Here is an 18,375-nt window from a genome sequence, read left to right as displayed (position 1 = left end):
CGTCATGCGCTGGCACCAATGGCCGAGCCCACGCATGGGCGCCCAAAAGGCAGCCGCCATGATGCCGAAAGTAGACGAAGGACCACATGGCTGGGGTCGGATGCCGCGCCGCGGCATCCGACCCCAGCCGGCCCGCTACTCGGCGACGGAGTGCGTCAGGACCTGCGCCTGGTCGGCAAATCGGACGGTTAGTTCCGCTTCCCCGCCGGTCACCGTGGTGCTCGAGCTGCCCGCAACGATGGACCAGGGCCCGCCGGGGCAGGTGTTCAGCTTCTGGCCGTCAGTTTCCGACACCGAGCTGGATCCGTCGGCCACCCCGGTGAGCAGGAAGCCGGTGACCTTGTCCTGTGGATTGGTTCGGGCGTCGTGCAGGAGTTCGCCGGTGGTGCTGGAGGTGACAGTGTGCCAGCGCGCCTGGGTCTGCTGGTTCTTTGAATTGAGGCAGGACCAGGTGGTGGTCGTTGTCGATTCGGCGGTCAGCGCGAACGAGACCGCCTCGTGGTTTGCCTGCAGATCGTGGTCGTTCCAGCCGAACGCGTTCTGCACGTCGCCCTTGCCGACGAACCCGGTTCCGGTGGACGCATCCACCGACCAGTCCGCGGATGCCGGTGTGGCGGCAAACAGGGCAGCAGCGGCGAATCCGGACATGGCAAATAGAGCCAATGATTTCTTCATGGTTTCCCCCAAGATTAAGTTGTTTCCCCAAAAACACGATCTTAAAAAGGTCGCTGACTTGGACACTAGCAGACGGCAAACCGCCGTGTAAATGGTCGGTGCGTTCCGCGGCGGGACCGGCCGAAGCGGCGGCCGCCCGTGGGGCAGACAGTGTCACGGATCGCGGCTAGGCTGGGCCGCAAACACCGGCATCCCGCGGCGCAGCGCGCCGCACGAGCATGAGGAGCACGGCCATGGGCTACACGCACAGCATCACCGTTTCGCTGGATTGGGAGGAAGCCGTGGCCCGCACCAGGGAGGCCCTGGGACGCCAGGGCTTCGGGGTGCTCACCGAGATTGACGTGCATGCCGTCTTGGCGGCGAAAATCAGTCCGGAATCGGCCGACAGGATCGGCGACTACATTATCCTGGGGGCCTGCAACCCGCACCTTGCCAATCGGGGCCTGCTCACCGAGCCCGAACTCGGGGCGTTGTTGCCGTGCAACGTGGTGGTCCGCCGGGCACCGGGCGCTGACGAAACCACGATAGAAACCATTGACGCGCAGGTCCTGGCCCGGGTCAGCGGAAACCCGGCCATTCGCGAGGTGGCTTCCGATGCGGACACGCGGTTGAAGGCGGCGCTGGACCAACTGCGCGCCGACTGAAAATTGCCGTCCTCCGGTGGCCTGCCTGCCATTGAATGACAACTCCGCGAGTCCTACCCTGTAGGTGACTCACGAGAGGCAGGCACACCATGAAGCGCATGTTGGCAGCGATGGCGGTCTTGGCATTGGCCCCGTTGGGCGCCGGTCCGGCGGCCGCGGCCCCGAACATCTACCACGTGATTTCCTCCACCCACGGGGGAGCCTACGTGGCCGTGGAGGAAGGCTGTGAGCTGACGGAGGTGTTCCTGTCCTCAAGCGTGGGCAAGTTTGCGGCCCAGCCGGGTCCCGTCAACAAGCAGGGGCTTACTTCCGTCTTCGTTCGGGTCACGGATACCTGCGGTCCCGCGGCGGCGGCCGGCGGCGGTGGCGTCTTGTTTGAGGCCGAGGCCATGAACATGGCAGAACTGGTGGCCGACCCGAGGCTGCGCCATGCTTCGGTGTCCACCGTCATGGAGGGCACGGACTCCGACGGCAACCCGGTCACCGTGGAACTGGACGCCACGTGGACCGGGACCGGGGAGCTGGAGCACACCGTCATCAGCAGCCCTCGCCATTTCCCGGAGGGCAATGTCATCGCGGTCGACAACAACCTGCGCCGCGACGCGATCGCCGAGGTCAACGTGGAGGTCGCTGGTCGGTCGGTGTCGGGGACGGATCCGGCCGCGAGCCTGGAACTGGTCAAGGCCAATTGCGTGGAGGTGGCCCGGCCCGGGGTCGAGGGGTTCTTCCCCTGCTTCGGCTTCCCCGGGTAGTGCCGATCCCGGCCACCAAGGCCGAACACCACGGAACACCCCGCGTCACCCGGAAGGGTGACCCCGATGTGCCCCGCGGCTACGAGGGCGTGGTGTTTGTTGCCGCCCGTGTGGCCGCGGCGTCCAGGTATTCCTCGGCCCCGATGGGGTCCAGAAACCACTCGCCGAAGTCCGCCGGGTTATCGAAGCCATTGGCGAAGCGGGCCGCGATCTCGGGGTACCGGCCGGCGGATCCCAGCAGATTGAGGACGTGGGGCGGAGGCGGGGCAAGCAGGGCGTTGGTCCAGTCGACGATGGGCTTGGCCTGGGCGAAGTACGCCTCGAAAGTGGCCCGCTGAAAGGCCGCATCGAAGCCGGCATCCCCGTGGGCGAGAATCTGCTCCAGGTAAACCTGTGCGCAGCGCGACGCGTTGTTTGTCCCCTGCCCGGTGATCGGGTCGTTGAGCACCACGACATCGGCCATGCCCAGCACGGACCTGCCCGAGGGCAGGGTTGCGACAGGGTGGCGCACGGTGGGCGGGTACCGGCCCTGCAGCACGCCCATCGGGTCGGTCAGCGATGACCCGGCGGCCCGGTCGGCCTCCCACGGCAGGAAAGTCCGCAGGATCCGCAGCGAGTTTTCGAAGTGCTCCTCGGGGCCGAGGTCGGCCCAGGAATCCATGGGGCCACCGGGTACACCTTCAAAAACCATGATGTGGCAGGGACCGCTGAGCGTCAGCGCGGGGAAGACGAAGTATTCGCCGACTCCGGGAATCAGGTTGAAGCTCACCGTCGAATACTCGGGTTCCGGGGCAAGCCCGTGGACGTAGGTGAGGGCAAGCGCCCGCTGCGGGGCGTCGTGGACGGAGCGGGTCGCGTCGCGGGTGAAGAGCCGGGCGATCTCGCCCTTGCCGGCGGCGACGATCACCAGGTCGTCTTCCCGGGCGTAGCGTTCGAGCTTCCCGACATTGGCGTCCTCGAATACCAGCTCGCCGCCGCGTCCGGCGAAAAGCTCCATCAGCGCCGGGTACTTGATCCGCTGGTCGATGGACTGGGCGGGTGCGTCAAGCCGGGCCCGCCAGCCGAAAAGTTTGGTGCCGGACGTGTCCGGGTGCGGGACGCTGACGCCGATGCCTTCCACCGGCGGGGCGTCGAGCCACTGGTCGATGCCGACCGAGCGCTCGTGGGCGAGCGGGGTGGCGAACATGCACTGGCTGGAAGCCACCCGGCCGTCCCGGATCTCCTCGGGCGTCCGGTTGGACACCAGGCGGACCCCATATCCGGCCTGGAGTAGCCCGAGGCCGAGCTGCAGGCCCGATTGGCCGGCCCCGACGATCGTTATCTTTCGCTGGCCCATGTCTCTTGCCTTTCGTCGTGGAAACGGGGGCGTAAAGCGCAGGAAGCTGCTGGCGGCGATGAAGCGAGGCACGGGTCGGGGCCCACGGTGCCTGGATGCCCGTGGGCACCTGCGTCCCCGGCGTGCCCTTAGACCGCCTCCCAGGGGTTAGCCACTGGTCAGGCCGTCACTTGAGGTTCAGGCCCGACAGATTCGAGCGTACCTTTGGGGACCGGATTTCGATGCCAAAAAAGTTTTCGGCGTGCCCGCTGGATCCGTCCGCACCAATGGCAGAGTTCCAGATCCGGGTCGAAGGGTTCCCTCCTGCGGCTGATGGAGGGTGTCTATAGTTGCGGCACGCAGGCGCCGGTGCCCAGCAGGGCAAGGCCGGCCCGGTCCCCGTCCGCCAGCTTCGCGCGGTCGTTACTGCCGCCGTACATCAGCTGGCCAGGGTCATCGACATGGTCGAGCCCCAGCACGTGCCCGAGCTCGTGGATGACGACCGCGCGGAGCAGTTCGGGCCCTCCGGGGTACCCCAGGATCGGGGCCAGCCCCGGTGCATCCAGCACGACCTGGCCGGCCACGTAGACGATGGGATGCCCGGGGACATGGGCGTAGTCGCTTCCGCCCAGGCCACCCACGTCGCCTGCCAGGTCAGGGGTTTCCTCGGGATCCGACCAGGTGAGCAGCACCGGCGCCCAGCGTTTGCCGTAGCGCTCGGGTTGGTAGGTTTCCCGTTCCTTGCTTGGCCCCTCCGCGGTGGGGCCGTCGTAGACGAAGCGCAGGCCGCTGGCGGAGGAGATCTCGGCGACAGCCTGGTGGATCAGGGCCTCGCCGCCGGGCGGGGAATTGTCCGGCCGGATCACGTAGTGGACGGGCCGGCAGGGGTCGTAGGCGACAAAGTCCTGGGCGGGATCCGGGGACTCCTGCAGTCGGAACGAGCCGGAGCCGGTGCCCTCCGGCGGCCTGCCCAGGGGATCCGCCGCCGCCTCGACCCCGCGCGGCGGAACATTGGAGCCGGGAACCAGCGGTGTGATCGCCGGCATGATGTGCCGCTCGAGGACCCCGGGGCTGTAATAGAGCCCCACCAGAAGTGCGATGACGAGCCACAGGTTCCACGCGCGGCGCGGGCCGCGACCGCGCCGGGATTTCCGCCGTCTGGAAGGCTTCGGCGGGGCGGTGGCGCGGGCACCGAAAACCGGTGCCTCGGCACGGCGTGCATCCTGGTCAAGGACCCATTGCGGGACCCTTCCGCTGGGCGCGGTGCGCGGATGCGGACCCCGTTTCGCGGAGTCGGCATCGTGGTTCCACTGTGGTTCGTGCGGCATTGTTCCCCCAAGGTTGGTGCCCGTGCGGGGCTCCCCAGCCCCACACCACCCAAGCATAGGCCGAAAAATGCGAAAAACCGGGGCGGGAATGAACTTCCCGCCCCGGTCCGTCGACGGCTACGCCGCGAGCGCCGCCTCCCGGCGTGCCGCGACCCGCAGGCCCGACCCGTCGGCGGTGACCTCCACGGTCCCGCCGCCGGCCAGCTCGTCGCTGACCAGCAGGTCCGCGACCTTGTCGTCGAGCTCGCGCTGGATCACCCGGCGCAGCGGGCGGGCGCCGAACTCCGGTTCGTGGCCCTCCTGCGCGATCCAGCCGACCGCTGCCTCGTCGACCTCCAGGCCGATGCCGTGGGCGGCGAGCCGGGCCTCGGTGCGGCGCAGCTGCAGCCGGACGATCTCACGCAGCTGCCCGGCCTCCAGCTTGCGGAAGAGCACCGTCTCGTCGATCCGGTTCAGGAATTCCGGGCGCATGGTCTCGCGCAGCCGGCCCATCACCTTGGCGCGGAGCTCGCGCTCGGACCCGGCCCCGGAATCGGAACCGAAGCCCAGCGGGGCGCCGCGGCTGGCCAGGAACTCCGATCCCAGGTTGGAGGTCATGATGATGACCGTGTTTCGGAAGTCCACGGTGCGGCCCTGCCCGTCGGTGAGCCGGCCGTCGTCGAGCACCTGCAGCAGCAGGTTGAACACGTCCGGGTGCGCCTTCTCCACCTCGTCCAGCAGCACCACCGAGTAGGGGCGCCGGCGCACGCGCTCGGTCAGCTGCCCGGCCTCGTCGTAGCCGACGTACCCCGGAGGGGCGCCGACCAGACGGGAGACCGTGTGGCGCTCGCCGAACTCACTCATGTCGAACCTGACCATGGCCGATTCGTCACCGAAGAGGGAAGCCGCCAGGGCCTTGGCCAGCTCGGTTTTGCCCACGCCCGTGGGCCCCAGGAAGAGGAAGCTGCCGACCGGGCGCCCCTCGTCGCCCAGGCCCGTGCGGGAGCGGCGCACCGCCTTGGCCACGGCGGCCACGGCATCGTCCTGGCCGATGACCCGCTCGTGGAGCTCGTCCTCGAGCCGGGCCAGGCGTGACTTGTCGTCCTCGGTCAGCCGCGCGGCGGGGATGCCGGTGGCGCGGGAGATGACCTCGGCGATCTGGGCTTCGTCGACCACCGCCGCCGCGGTGTCGAGACCGCCCTCCCGTGCCTCGGCCAGGCGGGCGCCCAGTTCCTCGGCCTCGTCGCGCAGCTTCGAGGCGTCTTCGTAGCGCTCCTGGGCCACGGCCCGGTCCTTGGCGGCGCCGAGCTCGGCGATCCGTGACTCCAAGGACTCGGTGTCCACGCCGGGGCCGCGCTTCAGGCCCAGCCGGGCACCGGCAGTGTCGATCAGGTCGATCGCCTTGTCCGGCAGGAACCTGTCGGTCACGTAGCGGGCCGACATCTCGACAGCCGCACGGATCGCCCCGTCGGTGTAGGTGACCCGGTGGTGCCGGGCGTACCTGTCCTTGAGCCCGTGCAGGATCGCCACGGCGTCCTCGATCGAGGGCTCGCCGATGGTCACGGGCTGGAAGCGGCGCTCCAGGGCCGGGTCCTTCTCCACCTTGCGGTATTCGGCCAGCGTGGTGGCGCCGATGAGGTGCAGCTCGCCGCGGGCCAGCCGCGGCTTGAGGATGTTTCCCGCGTCCATGGAGCCCTCGCCCCCGCCGCCGGCGCCGACCACGGTGTGCAGCTCGTCGATGAAGACGATCACTTCCCCGTCCTGCGCGGCGATCTCGTCCATCACCTGGGTGAGCCGTTCCTCGAAGTCGCCCCGGTAGCGGGTCCCGGCGACCATGGCCGGCAGGTCGAGCGCGACCACGCGCTTGCCCGACAGCTGCGCCGGGACCTCGCCGGCGACGATGGCGCGGGCCAGGCCCTCCACGACGGCGGTCTTGCCGACGCCGGCCTCGCCGATCAGCACCGGGTTGTTCTTGGTCCGGCGGGCCAGGATCTCGATGGCCTGCTCTATCTCCTCGGTGCGGCCGATCACCGGGTCGAGCCCGTCCGCGGCGGCACGGGCGGTCAGGTCCATGCCGAACTTCTCGAGCAGTGGCGTCTGGCCCTTGGCGGGTGTGCCGCCCTCGGCGGGCTTGTTCTGTGCCGTGGCCGAGGCCGGCTGTTCGGCGATCTCGGCGGCAGCCTGCAGGGACTGCGGGGTGACCCCGGCCGCGCCCAGCACCTGCCCTGCAGGGGACTCGGTGTTAAGCACGAAGGCCAGGAACAGGTGTTCCGGATCAATGTAGGTGGAGCCGAAGGCGCGGGCCACCTGGTAGGCGTCCAGCAGGGCGCGCTGGGCGGAGGGCGTCAGGGCGGGGGCCGATTCGTTGTGTCGCGGCCCGGATTCGGGCAGGCGCTGTTCGGCGTCGCGGGCGATTGCCGCGGCGTCGGCACCCGAGCGGCGCAGGGCCTCGCCGACGGGCTCGGTCTCGAGCATCACGCGCAGCAGATGAAGCGCGTCGATGTCGCTGTGTCCGTGTTCGACGGCGAATTGCGCTGCACGGGTCAGCACCTCATGTGTATGGCGGCTAAGCAGCCGGGTGATGTCAATGGGGCGCCCGAGGCGGCTGGTGCGCTGTCCTTGCAGATAGCGTGCCAGGAAATCCTCGAAAGAGCCGTTGCCGGCGCCTGACGGGCCAAAAAATGCTGGCATGTTTCCTCCTATGGATACTTGAGTGCCATCGACTCAAGTTAACGCGGATGCCAACAGATTATTCCCGTGCACCAACCCGGAGGGGTCGTGTTCGCCCACGGCGAGATGAAGGGGCGGTGCGCGCCGGAGTGCCCGGCCCTTGCCGATTCGCCGGGCGAAAAGCGGTCGGTCGACGGATGTATATGTCCGGTGCCGATGAATTCCATCCGTTCGGGGCCCGCCGTGCCGGCGCGATCCTTGCTATGCCAGGGTGAGGAAAAGCTTTTCCATGTCGACCCGGTCGGCCGCGGGGTTCTCGCTGGAGAGGCACTGCTCCAGGCCGTTGGCGATGATGGAGAATCCGGCGCGGTCGATCGCCTTGGAGGCGGCGGAAAGTTGCGTGACCACGTCGCGGCAGTCAGCACCTTCTTCGAGCATGCGGATCACGGCGTTGAGTTGGCCTTGGGCTCTTTTGAGCCTGTTGATTGCCGGTCTCATGGTGTCAGAATCCAATTGCATGACAGGTTCCTCCGGGGTGGTCGACTTCTCAATCGGACATGTCAGGGCGTTTGACCCTGGTCTGAACGCTGGAAAACAAGGAGCAATTGCATGTGTCGAGTAGTCAAGTGCCGGAAGTGCGGAAAGGCCACTTGGGCTGGTTGCGGCCAGCATGTCAAGCAGGTCTTGGCGAACGTGCCTCGGGCCGACCGCTGCTCCTGCGATGCGAACCGGTCCGCGAAGAAGGGCGGCGCCAAGGGCTTTTTCGCGCGCCTTATCGGCCGATAGTCCGGGGCATTCGGCGGCCTGGAGTCACGACCCGGGCGCGGGAAGTTGTGGGTGCCCGCTGCGAAGCGCTGCTCGTGGCGTGCGTTTGGGACGTGGATATCGCGCGGGGTGGCCGTCTCACTGGCGCTCGGGGCGCGGGGACGTCGTTGCGGTGGACGCCCTCCGTGTGGCCGGGGATTGCGGTGGCCCTCCGGCTAAGAACTGCATGCTCGACGAAGCGGCTGGCGCGCTTTTTTGCCGAAGGCAATGATTTGCCCTTGCCTGGTGAAAGGGTTTCGGCGTGGCCGTCGAACAGGGCGCGTGGTGTCGCACGTCACTTCCGGGTCGGGAATGGGGGTGCCCCGCGGGCGGTTGAGTTTGATTGACGCATCAAGCACAGCCACCGAAACAGGAGACTCTCCCCATGGCAACCACAGTCCTTACCCTCGTCGGATCCCTCCGCAACGGTTCCACCAACCAGCAGCTGGCCGAGGCGACCTCCGCGAACGCTCCTGAGGGCGTCGAGGTGAACATCTACTCCGGCATCGAGGACATTCCGTTCTACAACGAGGACATCGACGTCGAGGGCCAGGTTCCGGCGGCCGCTGTCGCCCTGCGCGAAGCCGCCGGTGCGGCCGACGCCCTGCTGCTGGTCTCCCCGGAGTACAACGGCACCATGCCTGCAGTGCTGAAGAACGCCATCGACTGGCTCTCCCGCCCGATGGGTGCCGGCGCCGTCTTCGGCAAGCCGGCCGCCGTCATCGGCACCGCCTACGGCCAGTTCGGCGGCGTGTGGGCCCAGGACGAGGCCCGCAAGGCCGTTGGCATCGCCGGCGCCACCGTGCTGGAAGACGTCAAGCTCTCCATCCCGGGTTCGCTGGTCCGCTTTGCCGAGACCCACCCGAAGGACGACGCCGAGGTCGTGGGCCAGGTCGCAGCCGTGCTCGAAGGCATCCGCGCCGCCGCCGAAAGCAACTAGTCCCCACATCCCGTTGCCCCCTCCGGGGCGATGAACCACGCCAGTGGCCGGCACCTTATCCCCAAGGTGCCGGCCACAGGCGTCTTCGGCGCAGGTATGGTGGACCGACGCAGTTCCGCGGGCGTGGCTAGTATTGGCACATGAACGACGTCATGACGCTGCGTTTCCTCGCCGCCCCGACCGATGTTTCCGAAGACGGGCTCACGGTCCAGGCCGGACGGGTGCTCGAGTGGATCGACAAGGCAGGGTACGCCTGCGCGGTCGGCTATTCCGGCGGGTACTGCGTCACCGCCTACGTCGGGAACGTCCACTTCACCCGGCCCATCGAAAACGGCGACCTGATCGAGGTCACCGCCCGGATTGTGCACACCGGGCGCAGCAGCATGCAGGTGGTGGTCACCGTCGACGCCGCCGACGTGCGCGAACGGGTCTTCAGGCCGGCCATGGACTGCATCCTGGTCTTCGTGGCGATGGACGAGAACCGCCGCGCCAAGGCGGTGCCGCCGTGGGAGCCCGCCGACGCCGAGGCAGCCCAGCTGGCCCAGGGGGCCGCGGCCCGCGTGGCCGCGCGTGCCGAGATCCGCGACGCCATGCTGGCCCAGGAGTACACGGATGCGGGCACCGCGCCGCGTGAGCGGTTCAGGTTCCTGGCCTCCCCGACCGACGTGAACTGGGGCGGGAATGCGCACGGCGGGATCGTCATGCGCTGGATCGACGAGGTGGCGCGGGCCTGTGCCATGGGCTGGTGCGGCGACGACGCGGTGGCCGTCTACTCCGGGGGCATCCACTTCACCAACCCCATCCACATCGGCGACATCGTCGAGCTCGAGGCACGGCTGATCCACACCGGCCCGCATTCGATGCACATCGCCGTCCACGTGCGCGCCCGGGACCCCCGCGAAACGCAGTGGCGCGACACCACCCAGTGCATGACCATCTTCGTTACCCGCGACGACTCCGGCCGCGCTTCCGAGGTGCGGCAGCTGGTGCCCGCCAGCGAGGAGGACCGGCGGCTTGATGCGCACGCCGTGGACCTGGTCCGGCGGCGGGCGGAACTGAGCCCCCTGCAATTCGCCACGGCCCGGGTCTACTGAGGCCGGGGCGGCCCGAAGGCGTTTACGCCGGTTCCGGCGAGTCCTCCCGATGCGGCTCGTCCCGGCGGGCGGCGAGGGAGGCGACGGCGACAGTCTTCAACCCGGGGTGCGCGGGATCCCCGTCCCGCGCCACCCCGGTAAACCAGTTCACAGCCAGCCCGTCGCCGGTGTCCTCGAGGATGGCCAGGTTGTTGTCAAACCAGGGGCCCTTGATCAGGTCCCACTCGAAGGGAGGGCTTGGCACGTGGGTCCGGCGCGCCATCCAGGCCCCGAACGGGACCGCGGGACCAAAGGCAAGGGCCGCGGCAAAGTAGCGCAGGAACCGGGGCAGCGGGTTGCGGATCGGGGAGCAGACGGCCTGGAGGATCCGGCTGCCGTGCCCGCGTTCGATCTCCGACACGTAGGAGAAGTGCACGTCCCCGGAGAGGAACGTGACGGTCTGCGGCGCGGGTCCGCGCTTGCCGTCGGCGACCTCGGTGACGATGCGTGCCACCTCCTGGAAGGAACGCTGGAACGCCGCCCAGTGCTCAAGGTCAAGCTTGCGGCGCAGCCGCTCGCCCAGCCACGCCCCCGGCCGCCCCCGCCCTGAACTGGAGATCGCCTCGTCCCAGGACTCGACGTGGTGCAGGCCCATGGGCAACAGGAAGGGCAGCGAGGTGCCGATGAGCAGGTGGTTGAAGCCGCCGCGCATCCGCTCGTCGAGCCAGGCAAGTTCCCCCGGGTCCAGCATGGCGCGCTGCTCGGGGTCGAGCCTGCGTGCGGCCCGCGAGTCGAGTACTACCAGGCGCACCCCGCCCCAGTCCCGGCAGTAGCTCCAGCGGTGGCTTTCGGGTTCGGTGTCGACGCGCTCGGCGAATGCGACCAGTTCCGGGCCCAGGTCCAGCTCTCCGGGACCCGTGTGGTCCGCGACGAGCCGCCACAACGGGTCTTCCGCCCGTTGGCCGGGCGAGAGGTTGCCGAGGTGCTGGTAGATCCAGTACGAACCGAGCCCGGAGACGAGGCGCTCGTGCCACCATGTGGTCTGCTCAATCTTGCGCTTGGAACTGATGGAGGAGTTCCAGTCGTCGCGGATGTCGTGGTCGTCGAAGATCATGGCGCTGGGCAGCGTCGAGAGCAGCCAGCGGTTGGCCGGGTCCGACCAGGCCAGGCGGTACAGGTGGGCGTATTCCTCGAAGTCCTTCAGCTCGGCGCCGGGTTCCTCCTTGATGTCGCGCCGCCTGCGGATGAACTCCTGCATTTCCAGGCTGGTCGAGTCGGCATAGACCTGGTCGCCGAGGAACAGCACCGCATCGGGCCAGCGGCCGTGCCCGGGCGCCGCCATGGACAGCGCATAGGCGCGCATCGCGTCGATTCCGTGGGTGCGGTTGCCGGCTTCGTCGTGCGGAATGCTGGTTCGGCAGGAGCCGAAGGCCAGCCGCGGCGCCCGACCCGGGTCCAGGGTGGCGATCATCGAGTCGGGGAAGCCGTCCTTCAGGGGCCAGACCGGCACCCCGTCCAGGTGCACTGTGTAGGGGCACACGCTGCCCGGCTCCAACCCCGAGACCTCGACCAGGGCGTAGTGGTGTCCGTGGGCGCCAAAGGTCGCCGCGCGCCAGGCATCCGCGCCGCAACGGACCTCGACGGTGCAGGCCATCGCGGTTTCGACCCAGATGCTCGCGTTGGTTTCGTCCACGTGGCGAAGCAGCGGGCCGAGCAGCAGGCCCCGGGACGGCTCTTGGCCTGTGGTTCCAGTGCTCATCGGGTTCCCTCCAATGGTGCCGGTCAACCCAGAATGGCACACCGGAAACCTCCGGCATAGACCGATCCCCCATGAAAGCCAGGACGGCCCCTGTCCCGGTCCGATGTGCCCCGGCGCGGTCCGGGAGGTGCATAGGATGGGCTGATGACTCCCTCCCGCTACCTGCAGACCCGCCGCCGCTTCGTCCCCGCCGCCCCGCACGAGGTCTTCGAGCTGCTCGCGAATCCCGAAATGCACCCGGTCATCGACGGCTCCGGAACGGTGCGGGCCTCCAGCGGCCGGCAGCAGCGGCTCGCCCTGGGCAGCGAATTCGGCATGCAGATGCGCCTGGGCGTTCCCTATCGCATCAGCAACACCGTGGTCGAATTCGAGCAGGACCGGTCGATTGCGTGGAGGCATTTCAGCGGACACCGCTGGCGCTACGAACTTGAGCCCCAGGATTCCGGGACAATGGTCAGCGAAACCTGGGACGCCAGCCGGCTGCGGCATAAATGGATGCTTCGGCTACTGGGCTTCACCCGGACCACCGGCCCGAACATGGAAAAGACCCTCGAGCGGCTCGCCGCGCAGTTCCCCGGCCGCGAGTGGTAGGCATTCCGGAGGGCAAAACACCGTGCGCCACCGCGCATCACGCACCGCCGAGTGCCGGGCACTAGGCTGAAAGCCATGAGCCAACCACCCGCCCCGGGCCCCCCGAAGCAGCGGCTCGCCCCGATGCGCATCACCGTGCCGAGCCGCAGCGACGCCTTCCTGCGCAAGTTCACCGAGGTCATCGGCGGGCCGCTGGGCAGGCACTCCAGCCCGGGGCGGATCACCCCCGGGTTCTTCACCGTCGAGCGCGTGCTGGTCATCTTCACCGTCATCGCGGCCCTGCTGGCGGTCCTGGCGAAAAACGCCTGCAGGATCAACGGCTGGGGTGGCACCAACCCCTACGCGTGGGCCTGCTACTCGGACTGGACGGCGCTCTTCCACGCCCGCGGCTTCGCCGATAACGCCTTCGCGCCCTTCGCCTCCGGCGCCGAGTTCGAGTACCCGGTGCTGATGTCGGTCATCGCCTCGCTGACCGCGGCGCTGGTCCCGCAAGGCGAATTCAACAGGTCGCTTGCCTTCTTTGACCTGAATTTCTTCCTGGTGGCGGGACTGTGGCTGGTGGTGGTCGTGGCTACAGCGCGCACCGCCGGGCGCCGGCCCTGGGACGCCGCGATGGTGGCGCTGGCCCCGGGGATGATCCTGGCCTCCTCCATCAACTGGGACATGTGGGCCGTGGCGTTCCTGGCCCTGGCCATGCTCGCCTTCTCGCGGCAGAACACCTTCCTGGCAGGGGTGCTCATCGGCCTGGGCACGGCGATGAAGGTCTTTCCGTTGCTCTTCTTCGGCGCCGTGATCGTGCTGGCCATCCGCACCGGCAGGTACAGGCCGCTTCTGGTCTCCCTGGCCGGGGCCGCACTGTCCTGGCTGGTGGTGAACCTGCCGTTGGCCCTGGCGAACTTCGAGGCGTGGAAGCACTTCTTCACCTTCACCGAGGACCGCGGGGCGGGACTGTCTTCCTTCTGGCATATCTTCAACGTCACCGCCGGCGTCGTGCCGCAGATGCAGGAGCTGGATGCCTCCGCCATCAACGCCCTGGCCCTGGGGCTCTTCGTGGCCAGCTGCGCCTTCATCGCCTACCTGGGCCTGAACGCCCCGGTGGCCCCGCGGCTGGGCCAGCTGGTGTTCCTCATCGTCGCCTCCTTCATCATGTTCAACAAGGTCTACTCCCCGCAGTTCGTGGTGTGGCTGATCCCGTTGGCGGCGTTGGCCTGGCCGAAGTGGAAGGACTTCCTCATCTGGCAGCTCTTCGAGGTGCTGCACTTCTGGGCGATCTGGATGTACCTCTATGCCACCACCGCCGACATCCAGGCCTCCAACACGTTCCCCACCTCCTTCTACGTGTTTGCCGTGCTGGGGCACATGATCGCGACCGGGTACCTGATGTACCGGGTGGTCCAGTCGATGTACGACCCCGAACTGGACCCGGTGCGCCGGGTGGGGCAGTTCGACCCGCAGGCCGGCGCCTTTGCCGGGGCGGAAGACAAGTTCGTTTTGGGAGCAAAGCATGGCGCATGACGCCGCAGTGATCGGGGCCGGACCCAACGGGCTGGCCGCAGCCCTCACGATGGCCCGGGCGGGGCTTTCGGTGCGGCTCCTTGAGCGCAACGACACCGTGGGAGGTGCCGCGCGCACCCGGGAGCTCGGGTACCCCGGCGCCATCCACGACCTGGGCTCCGCGGTCCACCCGATGGCGCTGCTCTCCCCGTTCTTCGGGCAGATCGGCCTGCGGGACCGTGTGGACTTCGTGGTCCCGGAAATCTCCTTCGCCCACCCGCTTCCCGACGGCCGGGCCGGCATCGCCTGGCGCGAGCTGGAGCGGACCGTCCGGGAGCTGGGGGCCGACGGCCCCGGGTACCAAAGGATCCTGGGACCCGTCGTCGAGCGCATGGAGGGGACCGCGGAGCTGCTGCTCCACCCCCTGCTGCGCGCGCCCCGGCAGCTCGGCGCCCTGTCCGTCTTCGGGCTGCGCGCAGCGCAGCTCATGGTCCCGGGACTGGGAACCGGGGAGATCGCCGCGGCGATGGTCGCCGGCTGCTGCGCCCACACCGCCGGGGGAGGGCGCGGACCGGCATCCACGGGTGCAGGCCTCTTCCTCGCAGCCGCGGCGCACTCCGGGGGGTGGCCGATCCCCATCGGCGGCTCGCAGGCGATCTCCGATGCGCTGGCGGAAATGTTCGTTGAGGCCGGGGGGAGCATCGAGCTGGACACCGAGGTCACCGACCTGGCCCAGATCCCCGAAAAGACAGTCCTGTTCGACACCTCGCCGGAGGCCCTGGCCTCCATCGCGGAGAAGTCCCTGCCGCAGAAGTACAAGGACATCCTCACCGGCACGCGCCGGGCACCGGGCTCCTGCCTCATCCACTACGTGCTCAACGCCCCGGTGCCGTGGCGCAACCGGCAGCTCGCCGATGCCGGGACCATCCACCTGGGCGGCACCGCCGCGCAGATCGGGCGGGAGGAACGCCGGGTGCGCACCGATGTCTCGGCCGCGCCCTACGCCATCGTGTCCCAGCCCAGCCGCTTCGATGCAGGCCGGGCACCGGCGGGCAAGCACGTGCTCTGGGCCTATTGCCACGTGCCCAACGGCAGCCCCGCGGACCTCACCGCCGTGATGAACCGCCAGCTGGAGGCAGTGGCCCCGGGCTTCACCGACACCATCGAATACAGCGAAGCTGTCACCGCGCCGGGACTGGCCGCGCAGAACCCCAACTTGGTCGGCGGGGACCTTTCGGGCGGGGCGACGGACATGCGCGGCATGCTGATCCGCCCCACGCTGTCCACCGATCCATGGCGGACACCGGCGCAGGGGATCTACCTGGCTTCCAGTTCAACCCCGCCGGGTCCCTCGGTGCACGGAATGAGCGGTCACCTGGCCGCCCTTAGCGCCCTGCGCCACGAGTTTGGGATCCAAATTTAGGCAGCGAGAATCTGCGGGGAGAAAGTATAAGAAAAAACCTATACTCCCCTATACATCCTTAAACTTCGCTGGATTCCGCGATGAACAGGGGGAGCTCCGGCCGTTTCCCGAGGGAGACGACGCTTGGACTCAACCATTTGGTGGAGCCGGTCGGTGAAGGTGCGGCGCTACGCTGGGTGATGTGACCGATCCTGCCCAGCAACCAAGCCCCGGTGCCAAGCCGGGCCTTGCAGACGCCCCAACGGCCTCGGCCGGCGAGATGGTGTTGCGCGTCCTGCGGGTGGGGTTGCACGTAGGCTTCGCCGCACTGCTGGGTGTCGGGCTGGTGCGCGTGCTGCTTTCCGAAGCGACGATGCCCCGGCGGATCACCGCCGTCGCCCTCACCGCCTTGCTGGCCGCGCTGTACCTGGCCGGGACCATTGCGGAGAAGCGGCATGCCGCCGGACGGGCGCCAAGCACGGTGCGCTGGGCACCCTGGTGGCTGGCGGGGGTCGTGCTGCTGTGGCTCGTGCTGCTCTACCTGCACGCCGACTACTCCTGGCTGGCGTTCCCGCTCTTCTTCCTGCACCTGCACATCCTGGGCCAGCGCCATTCGCTCGTCGCTGTCGCGTTGCTGACCGCCGCGGTCGTGGCCGCCGGCTGGTACCACTCCGGCTCCCTCGCCCTGCCCCAGATCCTGGGACCGGTGGTCGGCGCGATCTTCGCCGTCGTCATGGGCATGGCCTACCGGGCGCTGTACACCGAGGGCGTGAACCAGCGCCTGGCGCTGGACGAATTGCGGGCCACCCGGGCGGCGCTCGCCGAGGAACAGCACCGCGCCGGGACCCTGGCCGAACGCACCCGGCTGGCCCGCGAAATCCACGACACCCTGGCCCAGGGACTCTCCAGCATCGTGCTGGTCTCCCGCTCCGCCTCCGCGGCCCTGGCGGCGGGGGACACCACGGCCGCGGCAGAACGGCTCGAAACCATCGGAACCACCGCCTCCGAGAACCTCGCCGAGGCCCGCGACTTCGTGGCGGATTTGTCCACGGCCGGCGACGGCGCCCAGTCCCTGGCCGGCAAGCTGCGCCGGCTCTGTGCCTCCACCGAGCGCACCGCCGCCGCTGCCGGCCACGGGTTCGACGTCGCATTCCGGCAGGACGGCACCGCCACCGCCCTTCCGGCCCAGGTGTCCGCCGCGCTGACTAGGGCCGCGCAGTCCGGGCTGGCGAACGTCGCGGCCCACGCGCATGCCAGGCGCGCGGTCCTCAGCCTCGGGTACCTGCCCGATGCCGTCACCCTGGATATCTTCGACGACGGCGACGGCATGGACACCGGCGACCTCCCGGCCGGGCCGCGGCCCGACGGCACCGGCTACGGGCTGGCCGGCCTGCGCGAACGCCTGGGACTGCTCGGTGGATCCCTGGAAATCGAATCCGCGCCGGGCGAGGGCACCGTCCTGGCCGTGCGCATCCCGCTCACCACCGCAGAAAGCAGGCCTTGATGCCCAACCTGAAGATCATGCTGGTCGATGACCACCCGGTGGTGCGCGCCGGCCTGCGCGCGGTGCTCACCGAACAGGGCGGGCTCTCGGTGCTGGCCGAGGCGGCAGACGGGGCCGCCGCCCTGGCGCAGCTGGAGCGGCTGAAAACGCTGGGCCAGCGGGTTGACGTGGTGCTGATGGACCTGCAGATGGACGGCATGGACGGGGTCACCGCGACGGCACGCATCCGCGCGATCGGCGGCCCGCCGGTGTTGATCCTGACCACCTACGACTCGGATGCGGACATCCGGGCGGCACTGGACGCGGGTGCCGCCGGCTACCTGCTCAAGGACGCCCCGCTGCCCGAGGTGCTGGCGGCCGTCGAAGCGGCGGCGGCCGGGGAACAGGTGCTCTCGGCGGACATCGCCGCGCGGGTGACCCCCGAGGCACGCGCCAACTCCACGGACTTGAGCCCGCGCGAGCTCGAGTTGCTGCAGCTGCTGGCCCGCGGGCGGAGCAACAAGGAAATCGCCGCGGAACTGTTCATTTCCCAGTCCACGGTCAAGACGCACCTGATCCACATCTACGACAAGCTCGGGGTGGACAACCGCACCGCGGCCATCGACAGGGCGCGGGGCATCAGGCTCATCCGCTAGCCGGCCGCGGCGGACCCCGCGCGCAGCGCCTCCAGCATGAGCGGCTCCATCTTGTCGCGCAGGTGGTGGTTTCCCTCCACCGTGGGGTGCAGGCCGTCCGGCCCCACGAACCGGTCGAGGTCTTCGACGAGCCAGCCCTCGGCTATGGGATCGACGAAGCGTGCCCCGGCGGCCAGCGCCTGGCGCTTGACCAGGTCCCTGACGGCCAGGCGCCTGGCCTCGGGCAGGGCGCTGTAGGCCGGCGGCCCGACCACCAGCAGGGTGGCCTGCGGGGCCCGCTGCCTGGCCGCCGCATAGATTTCCGCGACGGCCGGCTCCAGCGCCGCGGGGTCGTGGTGCAGGTCGTTGACCGAGCCGAAGAACATCACGAGGTCGGCCTCCGGTGTCACCGCCTGCTCCACCTGCCACGCGAAGGTGGTGCCGGTGAGGCCGACGTTCAGGTATCCGCTCCCGTTTTGTGCGCTGTTGCGGATCTCCAGCGGCGGGGCATCGTCCCGGGGCGAGGCGGCGATGAGGTTCGGCCACCCGTGCTGCGGCCCGGTGCCAAATCCGGTGCTCAGCGAATCCCCGATGACCACCACCTGGCGCACAGCGTTCGGGGACGCCGAAGGGCTTTCCGCGGACGGTCTGTCGGGCCCGACTGCCTGGCAGCCGGCCAACACCAGCGCGGCCGAGAGTGCCGCCACCAGGCGGACAGCCGATTGCAGGCGACGTCGCGGCACGTGCTCCATCTGTGGTCCCTTCTCCGGGCGAACGGCGCGTCCAACCCGGTGGCTCCTGGTTCACCCGTCGATGTCCCAGCCTACGCGT

At 69.0% G+C, this 18,375-nt stretch carries 16 protein-coding genes; 9 read left to right on the top strand and 7 right to left on the bottom strand.

Annotated elements, in window-relative coordinates:
* Positions 1-135 precede the first annotated feature (135 nt).
* Positions 136-675 carry a hypothetical protein gene (locus tag KRR55_RS19200; protein WP_217390922.1) on the bottom strand — a complete coding sequence of 180 codons (540 nt, stop codon included), beginning with the start codon at positions 673-675 and terminating at the stop codon, positions 136-138.
* A 233-nt stretch (positions 676-908) separates the two neighbouring features.
* On the opposite strand from KRR55_RS19200, the gene KRR55_RS19195 reads away from it, so the two are divergent.
* Together KRR55_RS19195 and KRR55_RS19190 are read left to right on the top strand one after the other, a co-directional pair.
* Positions 909-1,319 (top strand): DUF302 domain-containing protein, encoded by a 411-nt coding sequence (locus KRR55_RS19195; RefSeq protein WP_217390921.1) that lies wholly within the window; start codon positions 909-911, stop codon positions 1,317-1,319.
* Positions 1,320-1,408: 89 nt separating this feature from the next.
* The gene (locus KRR55_RS19190; protein ID WP_217390920.1) at positions 1,409-2,071 is read left to right on the top strand and encodes a hypothetical protein; all 663 of its coding nucleotides are present in this window, start codon (positions 1,409-1,411) and stop codon (positions 2,069-2,071) included.
* A gap of 79 nt (positions 2,072-2,150) precedes the next feature.
* Here the strand turns inward: KRR55_RS19190 and KRR55_RS19185 are convergent, their stop codons facing one another.
* From KRR55_RS19185 to KRR55_RS19170, 4 genes are all read right to left on the bottom strand, one after another.
* Positions 2,151-3,407 carry a styrene monooxygenase/indole monooxygenase family protein gene (locus tag KRR55_RS19185; protein ID WP_217390919.1) on the bottom strand — a complete coding sequence of 419 codons (1,257 nt, stop codon included), beginning with the start codon at positions 3,405-3,407 and terminating at the stop codon, positions 2,151-2,153.
* Between the two features lie 323 nt (positions 3,408-3,730).
* On the bottom strand, positions 3,731-4,714 hold the full coding sequence (locus tag KRR55_RS19180; protein WP_217390918.1) for a matrixin family metalloprotease: 984 nt from the start codon (positions 4,712-4,714) through the stop codon (positions 3,731-3,733).
* Between the two features lie 117 nt (positions 4,715-4,831).
* Positions 4,832-7,384, bottom strand: a complete 2,553-nt coding sequence (locus KRR55_RS19175) for an ATP-dependent Clp protease ATP-binding subunit (RefSeq protein WP_217390917.1) — start codon at positions 7,382-7,384, stop codon at positions 4,832-4,834.
* A 240-nt stretch (positions 7,385-7,624) separates the two neighbouring features.
* Complete coding sequence (locus KRR55_RS19170) at positions 7,625-7,882, bottom strand: metal-sensitive transcriptional regulator (protein ID WP_217390916.1); 258 nt, start codon at positions 7,880-7,882, stop codon at positions 7,625-7,627.
* A 670-nt stretch (positions 7,883-8,552) separates the two neighbouring features.
* Here KRR55_RS19170 and KRR55_RS19165 point away from each other — a divergent pair.
* On the top strand, positions 8,553-9,107 hold the full coding sequence (locus KRR55_RS19165; protein ID WP_217390915.1) for an NAD(P)H-dependent oxidoreductase: 555 nt from the start codon (positions 8,553-8,555) through the stop codon (positions 9,105-9,107).
* Positions 9,108-9,247: 140 nt separating this feature from the next.
* Positions 9,248-10,201, top strand: coding sequence for an acyl-CoA thioesterase (locus tag KRR55_RS19160; protein ID WP_217390914.1), 954 nt, complete (start codon positions 9,248-9,250; stop codon positions 10,199-10,201).
* A 22-nt stretch (positions 10,202-10,223) separates the two neighbouring features.
* Here the strand turns inward: KRR55_RS19160 and KRR55_RS19155 are convergent, their stop codons facing one another.
* Positions 10,224-11,939, bottom strand: a complete 1,716-nt coding sequence (locus KRR55_RS19155; protein WP_217390913.1) for an alkaline phosphatase D family protein — start codon at positions 11,937-11,939, stop codon at positions 10,224-10,226.
* A 144-nt stretch (positions 11,940-12,083) separates the two neighbouring features.
* On the opposite strand from KRR55_RS19155, the gene KRR55_RS19150 reads away from it, so the two are divergent.
* From KRR55_RS19150 to KRR55_RS19130, 5 genes are all read left to right on the top strand, one after another.
* Positions 12,084-12,530: an SRPBCC family protein gene (locus KRR55_RS19150; RefSeq protein ID WP_217390912.1), complete on the top strand. Its 447-nt coding sequence runs from the start codon at positions 12,084-12,086 to the stop codon at positions 12,528-12,530.
* Positions 12,531-12,605: 75 nt separating this feature from the next.
* Complete coding sequence (locus KRR55_RS19145; protein ID WP_217390911.1) at positions 12,606-14,045, top strand: glycosyltransferase family 87 protein; 1,440 nt, start codon at positions 12,606-12,608, stop codon at positions 14,043-14,045.
* Positions 14,035-15,447: a phytoene desaturase family protein gene (locus tag KRR55_RS19140; RefSeq protein WP_217390910.1), complete on the top strand. Its 1,413-nt coding sequence runs from the start codon at positions 14,035-14,037 to the stop codon at positions 15,445-15,447. The genes KRR55_RS19145 and KRR55_RS19140 overlap by 11 nt, the downstream gene beginning before the upstream one ends.
* 259 nt (positions 15,448-15,706) lie before the next feature.
* Positions 15,707-16,930 carry a sensor histidine kinase gene (locus tag KRR55_RS19135; RefSeq protein WP_217390962.1) on the top strand — a complete coding sequence of 408 codons (1,224 nt, stop codon included), beginning with the start codon at positions 15,707-15,709 and terminating at the stop codon, positions 16,928-16,930.
* Positions 16,930-17,565 (top strand): response regulator transcription factor, encoded by a 636-nt coding sequence (locus tag KRR55_RS19130; protein ID WP_217390909.1) that lies wholly within the window; start codon positions 16,930-16,932, stop codon positions 17,563-17,565. The genes KRR55_RS19135 and KRR55_RS19130 overlap by 1 nt, the downstream gene beginning before the upstream one ends.
* On the opposite strand, the gene KRR55_RS19125 is transcribed toward KRR55_RS19130, so the two are convergent.
* Positions 17,562-18,296 (bottom strand): SGNH/GDSL hydrolase family protein, encoded by a 735-nt coding sequence (locus KRR55_RS19125; RefSeq protein ID WP_217390908.1) that lies wholly within the window; start codon positions 18,294-18,296, stop codon positions 17,562-17,564. The two genes, KRR55_RS19130 and KRR55_RS19125, sit on opposite strands and share 4 nt — an antisense overlap.
* Positions 18,297-18,375: the final 79 nt, after the last annotated feature.

The organism is Paeniglutamicibacter quisquiliarum, assembly GCF_019084045.1.
Lineage (GTDB): Bacteria > Actinomycetota > Actinomycetes > Actinomycetales > Micrococcaceae > Paeniglutamicibacter > Paeniglutamicibacter quisquiliarum.
This window is presented reverse-complemented; position numbering and strand designations above follow the sequence as displayed.

Excerpts from the sequence above, each read along its gene's own strand:
- KRR55_RS19180 (WP_217390918.1), bottom strand. The coding sequence starts at position 4,714 with ATGCCGCACGAACCACAGTGGAACCACGATGCCGACTCCGCGAAACGG.
- KRR55_RS19195 (WP_217390921.1), top strand. The coding sequence starts at position 909 with ATGGGCTACACGCACAGCATCACCGTTTCGCTGGATTGGGAGGAAGCC.
- KRR55_RS19155 (WP_217390913.1), bottom strand. The coding sequence starts at position 11,939 with ATGAGCACTGGAACCACAGGCCAAGAGCCGTCCCGGGGCCTGCTGCTC.
- KRR55_RS19150 (WP_217390912.1), top strand. The coding sequence starts at position 12,084 with ATGACTCCCTCCCGCTACCTGCAGACCCGCCGCCGCTTCGTCCCCGCC.
- KRR55_RS19200 (WP_217390922.1), bottom strand. The coding sequence starts at position 675 with ATGAAGAAATCATTGGCTCTATTTGCCATGTCCGGATTCGCCGCTGCT.
- KRR55_RS19140 (WP_217390910.1), top strand. The coding sequence starts at position 14,035 with ATGGCGCATGACGCCGCAGTGATCGGGGCCGGACCCAACGGGCTGGCC.
- KRR55_RS19165 (WP_217390915.1), top strand. The coding sequence starts at position 8,553 with ATGGCAACCACAGTCCTTACCCTCGTCGGATCCCTCCGCAACGGTTCC.
- KRR55_RS19160 (WP_217390914.1), top strand. The coding sequence starts at position 9,248 with ATGAACGACGTCATGACGCTGCGTTTCCTCGCCGCCCCGACCGATGTT.
- KRR55_RS19190 (WP_217390920.1), top strand. The coding sequence starts at position 1,409 with ATGAAGCGCATGTTGGCAGCGATGGCGGTCTTGGCATTGGCCCCGTTG.
- KRR55_RS19135 (WP_217390962.1), top strand. The coding sequence starts at position 15,707 with ATGGTGTTGCGCGTCCTGCGGGTGGGGTTGCACGTAGGCTTCGCCGCA.
- KRR55_RS19175 (WP_217390917.1), bottom strand. The coding sequence starts at position 7,384 with ATGCCAGCATTTTTTGGCCCGTCAGGCGCCGGCAACGGCTCTTTCGAG.
- KRR55_RS19145 (WP_217390911.1), top strand. The coding sequence starts at position 12,606 with ATGAGCCAACCACCCGCCCCGGGCCCCCCGAAGCAGCGGCTCGCCCCG.
- KRR55_RS19125 (WP_217390908.1), bottom strand. The coding sequence starts at position 18,296 with ATGGAGCACGTGCCGCGACGTCGCCTGCAATCGGCTGTCCGCCTGGTG.
- KRR55_RS19170 (WP_217390916.1), bottom strand. The coding sequence starts at position 7,882 with ATGCAATTGGATTCTGACACCATGAGACCGGCAATCAACAGGCTCAAA.
- KRR55_RS19185 (WP_217390919.1), bottom strand. The coding sequence starts at position 3,407 with ATGGGCCAGCGAAAGATAACGATCGTCGGGGCCGGCCAATCGGGCCTG.
- KRR55_RS19130 (WP_217390909.1), top strand. The coding sequence starts at position 16,930 with ATGCCCAACCTGAAGATCATGCTGGTCGATGACCACCCGGTGGTGCGC.